The 15,759-nt window shown below is 69.9% G+C and carries 17 protein-coding genes and 1 pseudogene; 15 read left to right on the forward strand and 3 right to left on the reverse strand.

What is annotated here, in order from left to right; genetic code table 11:
* Positions 1–655: NAD(P)H-dependent oxidoreductase (locus tag ABZU76_RS47775; RefSeq protein WP_354883950.1), on the reverse strand; the 655-nt coding region annotated here is incomplete at its 3' end.
* A gap of 93 nt (positions 656–748) precedes the next feature.
* On the opposite strand from ABZU76_RS47775, the gene ABZU76_RS47780 reads away from it, so the two are divergent.
* Genes ABZU76_RS47780 through ABZU76_RS47795 form a run of 4 tightly spaced genes read left to right on the forward strand, consistent with a single transcriptional unit; the run spans position 749 to position 4,031 of the window.
* A complete protein-coding gene (locus tag ABZU76_RS47780; RefSeq protein WP_220243353.1) occupies positions 749–1,222 on the forward strand; it encodes a MarR family transcriptional regulator in 474 nt (157 codons plus the stop codon).
* A gap of 55 nt (positions 1,223–1,277) precedes the next feature.
* Positions 1,278–2,330 carry an LLM class flavin-dependent oxidoreductase gene (locus tag ABZU76_RS47785; RefSeq protein ID WP_354883953.1) on the forward strand — a complete coding sequence of 351 codons (1,053 nt, stop codon included), beginning with the start codon at positions 1,278–1,280 and terminating at the stop codon, positions 2,328–2,330.
* Positions 2,323–3,360: an LLM class flavin-dependent oxidoreductase gene (locus ABZU76_RS47790; RefSeq protein WP_354883956.1), complete on the forward strand. Its 1,038-nt coding sequence runs from the start codon at positions 2,323–2,325 to the stop codon at positions 3,358–3,360. The genes ABZU76_RS47785 and ABZU76_RS47790 overlap by 8 nt, the downstream gene beginning before the upstream one ends.
* Positions 3,357–4,031: an NAD(P)-binding domain-containing protein gene (locus tag ABZU76_RS47795; protein WP_354883959.1), complete on the forward strand. Its 675-nt coding sequence runs from the start codon at positions 3,357–3,359 to the stop codon at positions 4,029–4,031. The genes ABZU76_RS47790 and ABZU76_RS47795 overlap by 4 nt, the downstream gene beginning before the upstream one ends.
* A 185-nt stretch (positions 4,032–4,216) precedes the next feature.
* Here the strand turns inward: ABZU76_RS47795 and ABZU76_RS47800 are convergent, their stop codons facing one another.
* Positions 4,217–5,341: an NAD(P)/FAD-dependent oxidoreductase gene (locus tag ABZU76_RS47800; RefSeq protein WP_354884079.1), complete on the reverse strand. Its 1,125-nt coding sequence runs from the start codon at positions 5,339–5,341 to the stop codon at positions 4,217–4,219.
* Positions 5,342–5,412: 71 nt separating this feature from the next.
* On the opposite strand from ABZU76_RS47800, the gene ABZU76_RS47805 reads away from it, so the two are divergent.
* Positions 5,413–6,096, forward strand: a complete 684-nt coding sequence (locus tag ABZU76_RS47805; RefSeq protein WP_354883962.1) for a TetR/AcrR family transcriptional regulator C-terminal domain-containing protein — start codon at positions 5,413–5,415, stop codon at positions 6,094–6,096.
* Here the strand turns inward: ABZU76_RS47805 and ABZU76_RS47810 are convergent.
* Complete coding sequence (locus ABZU76_RS47810; RefSeq protein WP_354883965.1) at positions 6,068–7,447, reverse strand: MFS transporter; 1,380 nt, start codon at positions 7,445–7,447, stop codon at positions 6,068–6,070. The two genes, ABZU76_RS47805 and ABZU76_RS47810, sit on opposite strands and share 29 nt — an antisense overlap.
* 136 nt (positions 7,448–7,583) lie before the next feature.
* Between ABZU76_RS47810 and ABZU76_RS47815 the strand changes: the two are divergent.
* From ABZU76_RS47815 to ABZU76_RS47860, 10 genes and pseudogenes are all read left to right on the forward strand, one after another.
* Positions 7,584–7,760 (forward strand): annotated as a pseudogene (locus tag ABZU76_RS47815) (fasciclin domain-containing protein); the annotation flags it as partial.
* Between the two features lie 234 nt (positions 7,761–7,994).
* Complete coding sequence (locus ABZU76_RS47820) at positions 7,995–8,441, forward strand: ATP-binding protein (protein ID WP_354883968.1); 447 nt, start codon at positions 7,995–7,997, stop codon at positions 8,439–8,441.
* Between the two features lie 59 nt (positions 8,442–8,500).
* Positions 8,501–8,812, forward strand: coding sequence for an ANTAR domain-containing protein (locus ABZU76_RS47825; protein WP_354883971.1), 312 nt, complete (start codon positions 8,501–8,503; stop codon positions 8,810–8,812).
* Between the two features lie 29 nt (positions 8,813–8,841).
* Positions 8,842–9,390: a helix-turn-helix domain-containing protein gene (locus ABZU76_RS47830; protein WP_354883974.1), complete on the forward strand. Its 549-nt coding sequence runs from the start codon at positions 8,842–8,844 to the stop codon at positions 9,388–9,390.
* Between the two features lie 49 nt (positions 9,391–9,439).
* Positions 9,440–10,108 carry a GntR family transcriptional regulator gene (locus ABZU76_RS47835; RefSeq protein ID WP_354883977.1) on the forward strand — a complete coding sequence of 223 codons (669 nt, stop codon included), beginning with the start codon at positions 9,440–9,442 and terminating at the stop codon, positions 10,106–10,108.
* A gap of 55 nt (positions 10,109–10,163) precedes the next feature.
* Positions 10,164–10,850, forward strand: a complete 687-nt coding sequence (locus ABZU76_RS47840) for a winged helix-turn-helix domain-containing protein (protein WP_354883980.1) — start codon at positions 10,164–10,166, stop codon at positions 10,848–10,850.
* A gap of 30 nt (positions 10,851–10,880) precedes the next feature.
* On the forward strand, positions 10,881–11,627 hold the full coding sequence (locus tag ABZU76_RS47845; RefSeq protein ID WP_354883983.1) for a haloacid dehalogenase type II: 747 nt from the start codon (positions 10,881–10,883) through the stop codon (positions 11,625–11,627).
* A 173-nt stretch (positions 11,628–11,800) separates the two neighbouring features.
* On the forward strand, positions 11,801–13,249 hold the full coding sequence (locus ABZU76_RS47850) for an FAD-linked oxidase C-terminal domain-containing protein (RefSeq protein WP_354883986.1): 1,449 nt from the start codon (positions 11,801–11,803) through the stop codon (positions 13,247–13,249).
* Between the two features lie 4 nt (positions 13,250–13,253).
* A complete protein-coding gene (locus tag ABZU76_RS47855; protein WP_354883989.1) occupies positions 13,254–14,402 on the forward strand; it encodes an FAD-binding protein in 1,149 nt (382 codons plus the stop codon).
* Positions 14,399–15,724, forward strand: a complete 1,326-nt coding sequence (locus tag ABZU76_RS47860) for a heterodisulfide reductase-related iron-sulfur binding cluster (protein ID WP_354883992.1) — start codon at positions 14,399–14,401, stop codon at positions 15,722–15,724. The genes ABZU76_RS47855 and ABZU76_RS47860 overlap by 4 nt, the downstream gene beginning before the upstream one ends.
* Positions 15,725–15,759 lie beyond the last annotated feature (35 nt).

A 15,759-nucleotide genomic window follows, 5' to 3' on the forward strand; every position in this document is an offset into this window, starting at 1 on the left:
CCCGTCGTGCCACTTGGCGCCGTCGCGCAGCTCGAACTTGATGCTGGTGCCGCTCACGTCGGCCGGCAGTGCCTTCGCGAGGCCGGGGAACGGGGACCCGGATCGCCTTGAGGGCGCCCGACCAGGTCTCCAGCTGGGTGAACAGCGTGGTGGCCGCGTCGTCGTGGAGGGCGGCCGGGGTGAAGGACGCGAAGTTCTCGAAGTCCGTGAACAGCGAGAACGACAGCTGCTGGCGCACGTGGGCGATCTGGAGCTCGCTGCAGATGGCGCGCAGGTGTTCGATCGCGCGGGCGCCGCCCAGTGAGCCGTAGGACACGAAGGCCGCGGCCTTGTTGTTCCACTCCGCGTAGAGGTAGTCGATGGCGTTCTTCAGGACGGCGGACGTCGAGTGGTTGTACTCGGGCGTCACGAAGATGAAGCCGTCGTAGGAGTCGATCTTCGCGGCCCACGCCTTGGTGTGCTCGCCGGCGTACTGGCCGAGGGTGGGCGGCAGGGCCTCGTCCAGGTGGGGCAGCGGGAACTCGGCCAGGTCGACGAGCTCGTAGTCAGCGCCGGTGCGGGCCTTGGCCTTGGCGAAGACCCAGTCGGCGACCTGCTTGCCGTTGCGTCCCGGGCGGGTGCTGCCGAGGATGACGGCGATCTTCAGGTTACTCACTTGCCAGTTTCCTTCCGAGGATGACTTGAATCTTCATGTCAAATAATGAACACCCGAACTTGAACATTCAAGTCAAGCGCTAGACTGGGACGTATGACACATCGGCAGGCCGCCCCGCGGTGGCTCGACTCCGAAGAGCTGCAGACGTGGCGCTCGTTCACGTACCTGCTGCACCGGCTGCCGACCGAGCTGGAGAAGCAGCTGCGGGAAGACTCACAGCTCAGCTACGTCGAGTACTACGCACTGGCCGGGCTGTCGGAGGAACCCGGCCGGCGCATGCGGCTGAGCGAGCTGGCGATCCTGACCAACGCCGAGCTCTCCCGCCTGTCGCACCTCATCAGCCGGCTGGAGAAGCGCGGGTTCCTCTACCGCGAGCCCGACCCGGAGGACGGCCGTTATACCCACGCCGTGCTCACCGAAGCCGGTTACGCGCACGTGCTCGAGTCGGCGCCCGGACACGTCGAGCGCGTGCGCGAGCTGGTGTACGACGTGCTGTCCGAAACGGAGCTGCGCACCCTGCGCACGGCGGCCGACAAGATCACCCGGCGCATCGAAGCCGATGGGTGAAGGTCTCCATGAGAGGGAGCGGCAGGCGGCCCCCGCGCCGACGCATCCTGGTGGCATGACGAAGAACCCCGGCTTCGAGTTCGGGCTGAACTCCTTCGGCGAAGTCGCCACCGACGGAGCGCGGACACTGAGCGACGCGGAGACCGTCCGCCTGCTCGTCGACGAGGCACGCCTCGCCGAAGAAGCCGGCCTCGACGTCTTCAGCGTCGGCGAGCACTACCGCGAAGGCCACAACGACAGCGCGACGCCGGTGCTCCTGGCGGCCGTCGCGACGGCGACCGAGCGCATCAAGCTCGGCACGTCCGTGACGGTCCTGAGCACCAACGACCCCGTCCGCCTCTACCACGACTTCTCCACCGTCGACGCCGTCTCCAACGGCCGCGCGCAGCTGGTGCTGGGTCGGGCGTCGGCGACAGAGTCGTTCCCGTTGTTCGGATACGACCTCGCCGACTACGAGCACCTGTTCGAAGAGAAACTCGACCTGTTCATGCGCTTACAACGCGAGGAGTCCGTGACGTGGTCGGGCACCGTGCGCGCGCCGCTGGTGGACCAGACGCTGCACCCGCGGATGCGCCCAGGCGGGATCCCGACGTGGATCGGCGTGGGCGGCAGCCCGGATTCCGTCGTGCGCGCCGCGAAGTACGGACTGCCGCTGATGCTGGCGATCATCGGTGGCCGACCGCAGCGGTTCGCCGGGCACGTGGAGCTTTATCACCGCGCGCTGGCGCAATTCGAACAGCCGGTGTTGCCCGTCGGACAGCACTCGCTCGGCCTGATCGCGGACACCGACTCCGAAGCCGTCGAGACGTGGTGGGAGTACTGGCAGCCCGTGGTCGCGAACCTCGCGGCCGAGCGCGGCTTCTACAAGCCGGACCGCCGCCGCTACCTGGCGGAGATCGATGGCGGCGCGCTGTTCGTCGGCTCGCCGGACACCGTCGCGCGCAAGATCGCGACCGTGGCGCGTGACCTGCGCCTCGACCGTTTCGACCTGAAGTACGACATCATGAACCTGCCCCGCGAAGCTCGCGCCCGGTCGATCGAGCTGTTCGGCCGCGAGGTCGCGCCGCGGGTTCGTGAACTGCTCAAGAAGGCGCCTTCCCATGTCTGACTTGGTTTTCGGCCTCGACACCTTCGGCGACGTCCCGGAGGACGACTCAGGCACGCCGATGTCCTACGCCGCCGCGATCCGGCACGTGCTCGACGAGGCCGTGCTCGCCGACGAGATCGGCGTGGACGTGATCGCGCTCGGCGAGCACCACCGGCCGGAGTACTCGATCACCACCCCGGAGACGGTGCTGGCGGGCATCGCCACGCGCACGTCGCGGATCCACCTGTCCTCAGGGGTGACCGTGTTGAGTTCCGACGATCCCGTGCGCGTTTTCCAACGTTTCGCGACCGTCGACGCACTCTCCAACGGCCGCGCGGAGATCATTCTCGGACGTGGTTCGTTCACGGAGTCGTTCCCGTTGTTCGGATATGACCTCTCCGACTACGACAAGTTGTTCGAAGAGAAAATCGACCTGTTCGTCCAGTTGCTCGACGAGAAGCCAGTGACGTGGAGCGGTTCGCTGCGTTCGGCGCTGGACGCGGCAGACGTCTTCCCCAAGACGGAGTCGGGCCGCCTGACGGCCTGGGTCGGCGTCGGTGGCTCGCCACAGTCGGTGATCCGCACCGCCCACTACGGGTTGCCGCTGATGCTCGCGATCATCGGCGGGCCGGCGAAGCGGTTCGCGCCGTACGTGGACCTCTACCGCCGCGCCGCCGCGGAGTTCGGCACGACCGCGCACCCGGTCGGCATGCACTCGCCCGGCTTCATCGCCGACACTGACGAGGAAGCGCGTGAACTGTTCTGGCCGCGCTACCGCGTGATCCGCGACCGCATCGGCCGGCTGCGCGGCTGGCCGCCGATCCAGCGCGCCGAGTACGACAGCGAAATCGAGCACGGCTCGATGTACATCGGCTCGCCGGAAACGGTCGCGCGCAAGATCGCCGGCGCGGTGAAAGACCTCGACGTCGGCCGGTTCGACCTCATCTACTCCAGCGGTTCGCAGCCGGCGAGCGCGCGCATGCACGCGGTGGAGCTGTACGGCACGAAGGTGATCCCGATGGTGCGGGACCTGCTGGCGGAGGGGAAATGACGGAGACGCTGGGCATCCTCGGCGCGGGCAAGGTCGGCACCGTCCTCGCGCGGCTCGCGGTGGCGGCCGGCTACCGCGTGCTCATCGCCGGCTCGGGCGCGCCGGAGAAGATCGCGCTCACCGTGGAAGTCCTCGCGCCGGGCGCCGTCGCCACGACGCCGGCCGACGCCGCTTCGGCGGACGTCGTGATCCTGGCGCTGCCGCTGGGCAAGTACCGCAGCATCCCGGCGGCGGAGCTGGACGGCAAGCTCGTGATCGACGCCATGAACTACTGGTGGGAAGTGGACGGTTACCGCGCCGACCTGGAGGTCTCCACGAGCGAGACGGTGCAGAAGTTCCTGCCCGGCGCGCGCGTCGTGAAGGCCTTCAACCACATGGGTTACCACGACCTGGAAGACGAGGCCCGCGTCGCCGGGACGCCCGGCCGCAAGGCCATCGCCCTCGTCGGCGACGACCCCGCGGCCGTGGCGGAAGTGTCCACTGTGGTCGATGCGCTCGGCTTCGATCCCGTGCTCGCAGGCGGTTTGGCCGAGGGTGTGCGGCTGGAGCCGGGCGCGGAGACCTTCGGGGCGAACGTCGAGGCCGTCGAGCTGCGGGCGATGCTGCAGCGGTTCCCGGAATCGGAACGCGGTCGTGCCCTCAGCGAGCGGCAGGCGGCAGACTCACGTTAGACGCCGCCTCCGCGAGCCGACGCGGCCGGCGCTTGCCGCGTCGCGTTGGCCGGTTTTCCTCGGTCACAGCGGCCGGGTGCTGCTGATACCGAGACCACGCGGACGGTGTTGGCGCCGGTTCCACCGGCGGCTTGGCTACGGCTTTGGTGTGCCGCGGCGGCAAAGCCCAGCCGAACCGTCGCCGCTCACTCGGCGCCCGTGAACATGGCCACGAGATCGCGGGCCGAGTTGCTGCCCGCGAAGAGCTCCTGCATCTCGACGCCCTCGACTGCGACCGCCTGACTGCGGGGGAACATTTCCTGTTCGTATTCGGACAAGGCTTTCTCGACGTTGCCCGGGTGGGCGGCGAGGGCTTGGCCGAGCCGGGCGGCGTCGAGCATGGCGAGGTTGGCGCCTTCGCCGTTGGGGGGCATGAGGTGGGCGGCGTCGCCGACGAGGGTGACGCCCGGCGCGCGGTCCCAGCGGTGGTCGAGGGGCAGTGTGAAGTGGGGGCGTAGCAAGGGTGCGGTGTCGCCGTCGGTGATGAGGGCGGTGAGTTCCGGGGCCCAGCCGTCGAATTCCCGGGCGATGCGCGCGGCCGTCGCGTCGGCGTCGGTGAAGTCGATGGCGGCGAACCACTCCTGCGAACGGGTGAGGACGACGTAGGTGTGCAGCGTGTCGCCGCTTTCCCGGTGCGCCTGGATTTCGCGGCCGGGTGCCGGTGCGATGAGCGACCCGCCGCCGACGGCTTTCGCGGCCGCCGGGTGGCGGGTGTCGGCGTTGTAGAGGTAGACCTCGACGAACGAGGTGCCGGCGTACTCGGGGACCGCGCCCGACAGCAACGGCCGCACGCGGGACCACGCGCCGTCCGCGCCGACCAGCAGGTCAGTCGCGACAACGCTGCCGTCGGTGAAGGTCACCTCGTGGCGGCCCTCACCCGCAGAGCGGGCGTCGGCGACCTTGGCGCCCCAGCGGACGGTGCCGGCGGGGAGCGAGTCGAGCAGCAGCTGCCGCAGCTCCCCGCGTTGGACTTCGGGCCGGCCGCCGGTGCCGTCGTCGGCTTGGTCGAGCAGGACGGTCCCGTCGGGATCAAGGACCCGCATTTGCTGGCGACCCTCGAGGATGAGGCCGCGGAACTCGTCGCTGAGTTCGGCGGCTTCGATGGCGATCTGGCCGTTGTAGTCGTGGATGTCGAGCATGCCGCCCTGTGCGCGGGACGACGGGGAGTCCTCGGCTTCGTAGACCGTGGCCGGGATGCCGTGGACGTGCAGCACGCGGGCGAGGGTGAGGCCGCCGAGGCCGGCGCCGATGATCGTGACGGTGTTCAAGATGACTCCTTCGAAGCGCTATGGAATGTCGTTCCAATGTTGGAACGAGATTCCAGATGTGTCAAGATGGACGCATGGTTGCGCGGACCCGCCGAGCTCAGCGGCGTACAGAGGCGCTCTCCCGCGAGCGCATCACCGAGGCCGCCGTCGAGCTGCTCGACGCGTCCGGCGAGGGCGGGTTGTCGTTCCGGGCGCTGAGCGAGCACCTCGCCACCGGGCCCGGGGCGATCTACTGGCACGTGGCGAACAAGGGCGAGCTGCTCGAGGCCGCGACCGACGCCGTGGTCGCCGCCGCGCTGGCCGAGCCCGCCGAGCCCGCGGGGTCACCGCGGGACGAGATCCGCGCCGTCGCGCTGGGCCTGTTCAACACGATCGCCGAGCACCCGTGGCTTGCCACGCAGGTGTCGCTGCAGCTGTCGCACGGTCCGACGAAATCGGTGCCGCTGCGGATCTTCGAGGGAATCGGCCGGCACGTCGGCGCGTTGGGCGTGCCCGAGGACAGCTGGTTCACCGTGGCGTCGGCGCTGATGCATTACATCCTCGGCTCCGCCGCACAGAACGCTTCGAACGCCCGCGTGGCCGGGTCAGCGGTGGACCGGGAGGAGTTCCTCGACGCGGTGTCGGCGGCGTGGGAGGAGCTCGACCCGGACGACTACCCGTTCACCCGGGCGGTCGCCCGTCAGGCGCGTGAGCACGACGACCGCGAGCAGTTTCTGACCGGGATCGACCTCATCCTCGCCGGGATTCGCGCCCGGTGACGGCGTTGCCGGCGGTGTGGGGCAACCGGATCGCGGCAACGAGCGGGATCGCCAGCAGGACGGCCAGCAGCGCCATTGCCACGCGGAACGGGCCGGGCGCGTCGGTGGCGACCAGGCCGCCGGCGCGGATGAGCAGAGCGCCGATGGCCACGCCCAGGCCCGCGCCGAGTTCTTGCAGGGTCGAGAGCAGGGTGTTGGCGTGGTTCATCAGGGGCTCGTCGACGTCGGCGAAGGCGACGCTGTTGTAGGCCGTGAAGCCGGTGGAGCGGGAGATGCCGCTTACGAGGAGAAGGGCCAGCAGCACGGGCAACGGGGTGTCGGCCCGCACGAAGGCCAGGCCGACGAGGCAGGCGGCGCCGACGAGGATCGACGCCAGCAGCACCGTGCGGATGCCGAAGCGGCGCATGAGCGGGGTGGTGGCGGGTTTGATGCCGACGTTGCCGACGAACAGCGCGATGACCACCAGGCCGGCGCGGGCGGGGCTCCAGCCGAAGCCGAGCTGGAAAAGCAGCGGGAGGACGAAGGGGATGGCGGTGATCACGCCGCGGTAGACGGAGCCCGTGGCGGCAGTGATGCGGTAGGTCGCGATGCGGAGGATCCGCAGGTCGAGCAGGGGATTCGGTGCGCGCAGCAGGTGCCTGATCGCCCAGCCGAGGCCGACGACGGCCACGATCAGCGCCACGGCCGTTGCCGGGCCGAAGCCTGAGCCGAGACCTTCGAGCGCGACGACCAGCGCGGCGGTGCCGACGGCCACCCACCCGAACCCGACCCGGTCGAACGGAGCGGGCCGCTCCGCGCGCAGGTCCGGCACGATCGCCCACGCCACGGCCAGCGCGGCGATGCCCAGGGGCAGGTTGATCACGAAGATCCACCGCCACGACGCGTACTGCGCCAGCAACCCGCCGACGACCGGCGCCACCACAGGCGCGAGCAACGCGGGCCACGTCAGGTAGGCAACCGCTTTGACCAGGTCTTTCTTAGGTGTGGCGCGCAGGACCACGAGCCGGCCGACGGGCACCATCATCGCGCCGCCGACGCCCTGCACCACTCGCGCTGTTGTCAGCAGCACAAGGTTTGGTGCGAGTGCGCACGCCAATGATGAAAGTGTGAACAGGATCAGTGCGGTTGCGAACACGCGGCGCGCGCCGAAGCGATCGGTGAGCCAGCCGCTGATCGGGATGAGGACGCCGAGGGTGAGGACGTAGGCCGTGATGGTCACGTTGACGTCCACCGAGCTCACCCCGAGGTCGGCCGCCATGAGCGGTGCCGCGGGAGCGATGATCGTGGCATCGACGATCTCCATGAAGAACGTGGCGGCCACCAGCAGCGCCAACCCCCGCCGAAACCCCATGGCGGTCGACCCTACTGTCCCGGCGCGGCTGGTCGGCTGGTCGCGATGGGGATCACACCGGGGCGAGGGCGGTCGTCGCGGCGGGCAGCGGCGTGGCGGCATTCGTTGAGGCGATGAGGGCTTCGGCTGAGAGTGCGGCAAGCGGTACGACGTCCAGGGCCTCGCGTCAGCCGGCTCGGTGATGTCGCTGAACACCGCCGGCGGCCCGGTGAAGATCGAGGGCATTGGCGACAACATGACCGTGAACGGCGCCAAGATCCTCTGCGGCAACATTCCCACGAAGAACGCCACACCGGGGACCAGCAAGAGCTGATGATCCACAGTGGATCCACAGGGCTCGCCGAGGGAGTCCGGTGGCTTTGCTGTGCGCGGAGAACGAGTAGGCGGCCTCGGCGTGGTGGGAGCCCATCCTCTTGCGTTCGGTTTCGACCATTCGGCGTCACCGGGCGGACACCGTCATCGCCAACGACCGGTGACGGGCGCCGAAGGGCGCTCCGGCCTGGCGATGCTTCAACTCCTTCGGAACGGGGTATGAGGACGCTGGATCATGCCGAAGTTCGGAGAAGGAGCGCTGACCGCTGGTGGACTGTCCCATGCGCTCGAGCCGGACGCGGCGATGACGGCGCTGCCGCTGACCGGCGCCGGCGGTGAGCTGCACCAAGTGCGGTGCTGGACGCGCGAGCACCTGCTCGACGTCGATGCCGACGTGCTGATCGACGTCGTGCAGGTGGTCGACGAGCTGGCCACCAACGCGCTCTCCCACGGCGGGCCGCCGCAGTGCGTGCGCCTGTTGCGGTTGCCCGGTCTGGTCCGCATCGAGGTCGACGACAGCACCCCGGTCCGCGCGGCGCCGCGGCCGCCGGACAACGAGGGTGGCCGCGGACTGCACCTCATCGCCGCGCTGTGTGTCGCGTGGGGTCAGCAGGTCACGGCGACCGGGAAGACCGTGTGGGCCGAGCTCGGGCTGGGGTCGGGCAACGGCACTGGTTCGTGAGGGTGACTGGCTGCGTCCGGAAGTGGTGTGGTCCCACCATCTTGTGGTGGAATTTTCCCGTGAGTTCTGATCTGGAGCCGGTGGGGCAGGCTGCCAAGGTGGAGCAGCTGGAGGCGGCGCTCGCGACGCGCCCGGTGATCGAGCAGGCCAAGGGCATGCTCATGCTGGTGCGGAGCTGGACCGAGGACGAGGCCTTCGAGGCCCTGCGCGAAGTCTCGCAGCACACGAACGTGAAACTGCACGACGTCGCCACGGTCGTCGTCGCGAGCGGCACGGGCGCGAAGCCCGAGTTGCCGGCCGAGACCGCCGACGTCGTGCTCGCCGAACTGCGGTCAGGCGTCCTGGGCAGCGCCTTCGGCACCGAGAGCTGATTCGTCGTGCGGAACGACCCGGGCGAACGATGTCCGCCTCGAACCCGGCTGCCTCTACCTCGACGACGGTCCGGTGCACACCTCGGGCGGGATCTTCTCGGCCACCGACCTGGCGCTGCACCTGCCGGCCGAAGACCTGGGGCCACGCCTACGCCGGCGACGTCGGCCGGCTGCTGGTGACGGCGCCGCGGCGGCTGGGTGGGCAGGCGCAGTTCGTGAAGGACTCCATTCGGATCGCGGGCGAGCCGGCGCTCGGGTCGTTTTTGGCGTGGCTGCGGGAGCACCTCCACGAGCCGCTCACCCTCGGCGGGCTCGCCGGCCACCTGCACCTGAGCGAGCGCAGCCTCGTGCGGAAGTTCCGCCACGCCACCGGGATGACCGTGTTCGACTGGATCAACCGCGAACGCGTCGCGAGCGCGAAGGTGCTGCTCGAAACCACCGAGTACCGCATGTCCGAGATCGCCGCGATGGTGGGGTTCGGCTGCGCGGAAACCCTGCGTCGTCACTTCGAACGCCAGGTCGGCACCACCGCGGGCAGCTACCGGACCACCTTCCGTGCTGCGCTCGTCGCGGGCTGACCGGCCGCTAAGATACGACTGGAATTTCTTCCGACCTCACGGGGGATCGATGGCGAGCGAGCGCGTCGGCGCGAAGGATCGTGCGCTCGCCTACGTCAAGGAGCAGGTGCTGTCCGGTGGGTTCCCGGGCGGCGAGCTGATCAGCGAGGGCGAGGTCGCCGAGGCGCTGGGCATGTCCCGGACGCCGGTGCGCGAGGCGTTCCTGCGACTGGAAGGTGAGGGGCTGCTGCGGCTGTACCCGCAGCGTGGCGCGCTCGTCGTGCCGGTCTCGCCCGACGAGGTCCGCGCGGTGCTGGAGGCGCGGCTCGTGCTGGAGCAGTTCGCGGCCGGCAAGGTCGCGGCCGCGGGGCCGCAGGTGCGCGAAGCCGTCTTCGCGGGCATGGAAGAGCAGCGGGCCAAGCAGCAGGCGGCGGCCGGCCTCGGCGAGTTCCTCGAGGCCGATCGCGCGTTTCACACCGTGCTGGTCGACGCGGCCGCGAACCCGATCCTCGGCTCGGTGTACGGCTCGCTGCGCGATCGGCAGATGCGGATGGTCGGCGAGTCCACCGTGAACGGCCGCGACGGCGCGCGCGACCGCCTCGACGTGATCCTCGAGGAGCACCGGGAAATCGCGGAAGCCGTTCATGTCGGGGACGGCGAACGGGCGTGCGAGGCGGTCCGGGTGCATTTGTCCAGCACCCGCCGGGCCCTGGGCGTCACCGAGGACACGGGGCTGTAGAAAGCCCGGCCATTGTTCAACCGGGGCTCAACCGTTCCGGAGTTATCGTGGCCGAATGGCAGGTGACGCGGATCTGGCCCGGATCGGATTCCTTCTCTCCGACCGAAACCGTGCCGCGATGCTGTTGCTGCTGCTCGACGGACGGCCGCAGCCGGTTTCGGCGTTGATGGCGGAGGTCGGCATCTCGGCGTCGCTGGCGAGCACGCACCTGCGCAAGCTGAAGGACGGCGGCCTTGTCGTTGTCGAGGTGTCCGGCCGCCAACGGTTGTACCGGCTCGCGAGCCCCGTCGCCGACGCGATCGAGGGCCTGCTGCTGCTCGCGCCGCCCGGGCCGGCGAAGTCGTTGCGGCAGGCGACGCGCGGGCGCAAGCTTCGCGAGGCCAGGGTTTGTTACGACCACCTCGCGGGCAGCGTCGGCGTGGCCATCAACGACGCCTTCCTGGCGAAGGGGTTTCTGGTCGAGGACCGCGATTCCTACAGCGTTTCGGTCAAGGGACGCGCCGAACTGGCGGCGCACGGGATCGACGTCGACGGGTTGCGCGGTCGCGCCCGGCCGTTGGCCCGGCCGTGCATGGACTGGAGCGAACGCCGGAACCACCTCGCGGGCAGCCTCGGCGCCGCGGTGAAGAGCCGGCTGCTCGAACTGGGCTGGATCGATCTGCTCGAGGCGAGCCGCGCCGTCGACCTCACCGCGGCCGGGCGGCGCGAGCTGCGCGAGTGGCTGGGTGTCGGCCCGGCGTAAGTGTTGCTGTTCAACGAAGAACGGAGCGAGATGTTCGATGTCAGCGAGGTGGCGGTGGTCGCCGTCGACGTCTTCGGGACCACTGTGGACTGGCGCACCGGCGTGATCGACGGCGTGGCCGCGATCGCCGAACACCACGAGACCGAGTTCGACTGCCCCGCCCTCGTGGACGCGTGGCGCGAGCGCTACCTGCCCGCGGTCGGGCAGATCAACCGCGGCGAGCGCGACTGGGCAAACCTCGACGCCGTGCACCGCGAGGCGCTCGACGAGTGCCTGGCGGAGTTCGGCGTCGCCGGGAAGTTCGGCGCCGAGGCGCGCGAGCGCATGGTCCGGACCTGGGACGCGCTGCCGCCGTGGCCGGACGCCGCCGAGGGGCTGGCCGAGCTGCGCCGCGACTTCGTGGTGGTCGCGCTGTCCAACGGCGGGTTCGCCCAGCTCGTCCACGTCGTGAAGGGCGCCGGCCTCGGGTTCGACGCGATCCTGTCGGCCGAGAACGTGCGCGCGTACAAGCCGGACCGCCGCGCGTACATCAACGCCGCGAAGCTCCTGGACGTCGAGCCCCGCACCATCCTCATGGTCGCCGCCCACACCTGGGACATCCACGGCGCGCGCGACGCCGGTTTCCGCACGGCCTTCGTCGAGCGACCGGGGGAAAAGGGCCCTGACCGGCCCGCCGACACCGCCGAGACCACGGACTGCGACCTCAGCGCGGTGAGCTTCGCCGACCTCGCGGGCCGGCTGCGCGCTGCGGCGAAGGGCGGCACGGCCCCTCGCTGAATTTCACTATGCGGAAGATCAATTACACTTGGTGGAAATTTCTGGCCTTCAGGGCTTGTGGCCCGGTAGGCTGAGAGTTAGCGTTGGTCGGGCTACGACTTGTATCTCAGTCATGTTCCAGACCTCCCCCGAGCACCGGGGGAGGTCTGGACGACCTGGTGGAGGTGGCGACGGTGCCGCAGGGCTTGCACGCCGAGTTCGTCGAAGCCGTGGGTGCCGACTCGGTGGTGTCCGACCCGGTCGCCTTGCGGTCCTACGAATGCGACGGGCTGACCGGCTTCCGCGTCGTCCCGTCGCTGGTGCTGGTGCCGCGCACGGCGGAGGCGGTCGCCGCGGCCGTGCGGGTCTGCGCGAAGCACGACGTGCCGTTCGTCGCCCGCGGCGCCGGCAGCGGGTTGTCCGGTGGTGCGCTGCCGGTGGCCGACGGGGTCGTGATCTCGTTGCAGCGCCTGCGGTCCGTCGTCGAGATCGACGTGGTGAACCGGCGCGCGATCGTCGAGCCCGGAGTGACCAATGTGGACATCAGCCGGGCGGCGGCGCCGTACGGGCTGTACTTCGCGCCGGACCCGTCGTCGCAGCAGGTGTGCACGATCGGCGGCAACGTCGCGGAGAACTCCGGTGGCGCCCACTGCCTCAAGTACGGCTTCACCGTCCACCACATCCACTCGGCCGAAGTCGTGCTGCCCGACGGCACGACCACGGTTCTCGGCGGCGACAGCCCGCAGCTGGGCGGGTACGACCTGCTGGGCGCGTTCATCGGGTCCGAGGGCACGCTCGGCATCGCCACGCGCATCACCGTGAAACTGCTGGCCAAGCCGGCCGCGGTGAAGACGCTCGTGGCCGACTTCCCGTCCGTCGAGCAGGCGGGCGACACGGTGAGCGCCGTGATCGAGGCCGGGATCGTGCCCGCGGCGGTGGAGATGATGGACGCGCTGGCCATCGAGGCTGTCGAAGCCGCGGTCGACGCCGGTTACTCGCGCGACGCGGCCGCCGCGCTCGTGGTGGAGCTCGACGGGCCGCAGGCGGAGGTCGACGCGCAGTTCGCGCAGGTGAAGCAGCTGTGCGAGGAGTTCGGGGCGACGAAGCTGCGGATTCCGGCGAGCGCCGAGGATCGGGCGCTGGTGTGGAAGGGCCGCAAGGCCGCGTTCGCCGCGGTGGGGCGGATCAGCCCCAACTACTTCGTGCAGGACGGGGTTGTCCCGCGCACCCAGCTGGCGACGGCGTTGACCCGGATCTCCGAGCTGGCGGTGGGGGCCGGGCTGCGCGTGGCGAACGTGTTCCACGCCGGCGACGGGAATCTGCATCCGCTCGTGCTCTACAGCGAGGCCGCCGGTGAGCACGAGCGGGCGGAGGCGCTCTCGCGGGCCATCGCCGAGCTGTGCGTGGACCTGGGTGGGTCGTTGTCCGGGGAGCACGGGATCGGGACGGACAAGGCGTGTTCGATGCCGCGGCAGTTCAGTGAGGACGACCTGGCCACGATGGCGCGGCTGCGGCACGCGTACGACCCCTCGGGGATCTGCAACCCGGGCAAGTTGCTGCCGACGCCGCGGCTGTGCGGGGAACGACCGGGCGTCTACAAGCCGCATCCCCTCGAAGCCGCCGGCTTGATCGAGCGGATGTGACGGCGTGACTCAGGAGACCACGTTCTCTCCGTCCACTGTGGAGGAAGTACGTGCCGTGGTGGCGGACACCCGCGCGAGCCACCCTCGGCTGCTCGTGACCGGCGCGGAGACCGCGTCGGGCTGGGGCGCGCCTGCCGCGGCGGCCGACGCGGTCATCGACACGACGTCGTTGACCGGGGTGCTGAAGTACGCGCCTTCGGACTTGACGATCGCGGTCCGGGCGGGCACGCCGTTCACGACCGTTCAGGAGACGCTCGCGGAGGGTGGCCAGCGCGTGGCGCTCGACCCGGCCCGGGCCTGGCGGGGTGCCACGATCGGCGGGCTGCTGGCCACGGCGGATGCCGGGCCGTTGCGCACGGCGTTCGGCAGCCTGCGTGACCTGGTCATCGGGACGACCGTCGTGCTGGGTGACGGCACGGTCGCGCGGTCCGGCGGGCACGTGATCAAGAACGTCGCCGGCTACGACCTCGCGAAGCTGTTCCACGGTTCCCTGGGGACGCTCGGGGTCGTCGCCGAAGTCGTACTGCGGTTGCACCCGCGTCCCTTGGCGGTGCGCACGGTGGCGGTCGAGGCCGACGCGGGCGAGGCGTTCGACCTGGCCGGCAAGGTCGTCATGACGGGGTTGGAAGCGTCCGCCCTCGAATGGTCCGGTGGGCGGTTGCTGGTGAAGCTCGAAGGGACGCCGGAGGGCGTCGAGCAGCGTGAACGTGAGCTGTGCCGGCTCGGGGGAACCACGGCCCGGGTGCTCGCGGTCGAGGAGGCGGCCGCGGCCTGGGCGGGTGTTGCCGCGAGCGCGGATGGTGTTCGAGGGACAACAGTTGTGCGAATCGGGACAATGCCGGTCGCCGGCCCGGCTCTGGTGACGAGGATGGTGGCCGCGGGAGCCTCGGTGGCCAGTTCGATGGCGATCGGCGTCCACACCGTGCAGTTCAACGGCGGTGATCACGACGAACTCCTCGCCCGGTTGCACCAGGAATTCGGCGCGGCCGTGACCGTGCTGCGCCGCGACGGCCTCTCCGCCGGCCGCGGATGGGGTCCGCCACCGGCACCGGTGCGCGTGATGCGCGCGATCAAGCGGCAGTTCGACCCGGCCGGACGGTTCGGTGCCGGCCGGTTTTCTCCCTGGCTCGAAGACGAGGAGCGTGCGTCATGACGTCGACACTCGGCAGCTCCTTCGACGAGCACCACCCGCCGAAACGGGAGCTCCTCGACGACTGCGTCCACTGTGGATTCTGCCTCCCGACGTGCCCGACCTACGTGGTCACCGGCCAGGAGATGGAATCGCCGCGCGGGCGCATCTACCTGATGGACCTGGCCACCAAGGGCGAAATCGGCGTGGACGAAACGTTCGGCCACCACATGGACACCTGCCTGGGCTGCCTGGCCTGCACCACCGCGTGTCCCTCGGGAGTGCAGTACGACAAGCTCATCGAGTCGGTCCGCCCGCAGGTCGAGCGCCACGTGCCGCGCGGCTTCTCGGACAGGGTGTTCCGCGCGTTCGTCTTCTCGCTGTTCCCGTATCCGCGCCGGTTGCGGCTCGCGGCGTTCGGCGGTCTGCTCTACAGCCGGCTCGGCCTTCGGGCGCTCGTCCACCGGCTGGGCATCCTGAAGCGGCTGCCGCCCCGCCTCAGGGCGCTGGAAGCCTTGTTGCCGCCGGTGACGCTGCGAGCGTTGCTGGCGAAGACGCCGGAACGGACCCTCAAGCCGGCCGGCGAGGCGAGGCTGCGGGTGGGGGTGCTCGCAGGCTGCGCGAACCGCGTCTTCTTCGGTGACGTCAACGCCGCCACCATCCGTGTGCTCGCCGCCGAAGGGTGCGACGTCTACGTTCCGCAGGACAACCAGTGCTGCGGTGCGCTGTCCGTCCACGCGGGACGAGAGGAAGACGGCCTCACCCGCGCCAAGGGGACCATCGAGATGTTCGAGCGCTACGACCTCGACGTCGTCGTCGCCAATGTGGCCGGCTGCGGGTCCGCGCTCAAGGAGTACGGCGACCTCCTCGCGGACGTTCCCGAGTACGCCGAGCGAGCGCGGACCTTCGCCTCGCGGGTGCGGGACATCAACGAACTGATCGCGGACCTCCCCGCGCTGGCCACCCGGCACCCGATGAAGACCAAGGTCGCCTACCACGACGCCTGTCACCTCGCCAATGCCCAAGGCATCCGCCGGCAACCACGTGAACTGCTGCGCAGCATCCCGGAACTGTCCGTGCACGACATCGCCGAGGCGGAGCTGTGCTGCGGATCGGCCGGGATCTACAACCTGGTGGAGCCCGAAACGGCCGAAGAACTCGGCCGCCGCAAGGCGAAGCACCTCGCGGACGTCGAACCCGACGTGGTGGCCACCGCGAACGCCGGGTGCCTGCTTCAGATCCGCCGGTTCCTCGACCAGGGGATCCCGGTGGTGCACCCGATCCAGCTGCTCGACGCGTCCATTCGTGACGTAGATCCACTCGATCCACCCCAGGCGCGTTCCTGAGCGTCGTTTTCACAGTTCTTCATAGTTTTGTTTTC

The sequence above is a fragment of the Amycolatopsis sp. NPDC005232 genome (assembly GCF_040607795.1).
In the GTDB taxonomy this organism is placed as follows: domain Bacteria; phylum Actinomycetota; class Actinomycetes; order Mycobacteriales; family Pseudonocardiaceae; genus Amycolatopsis.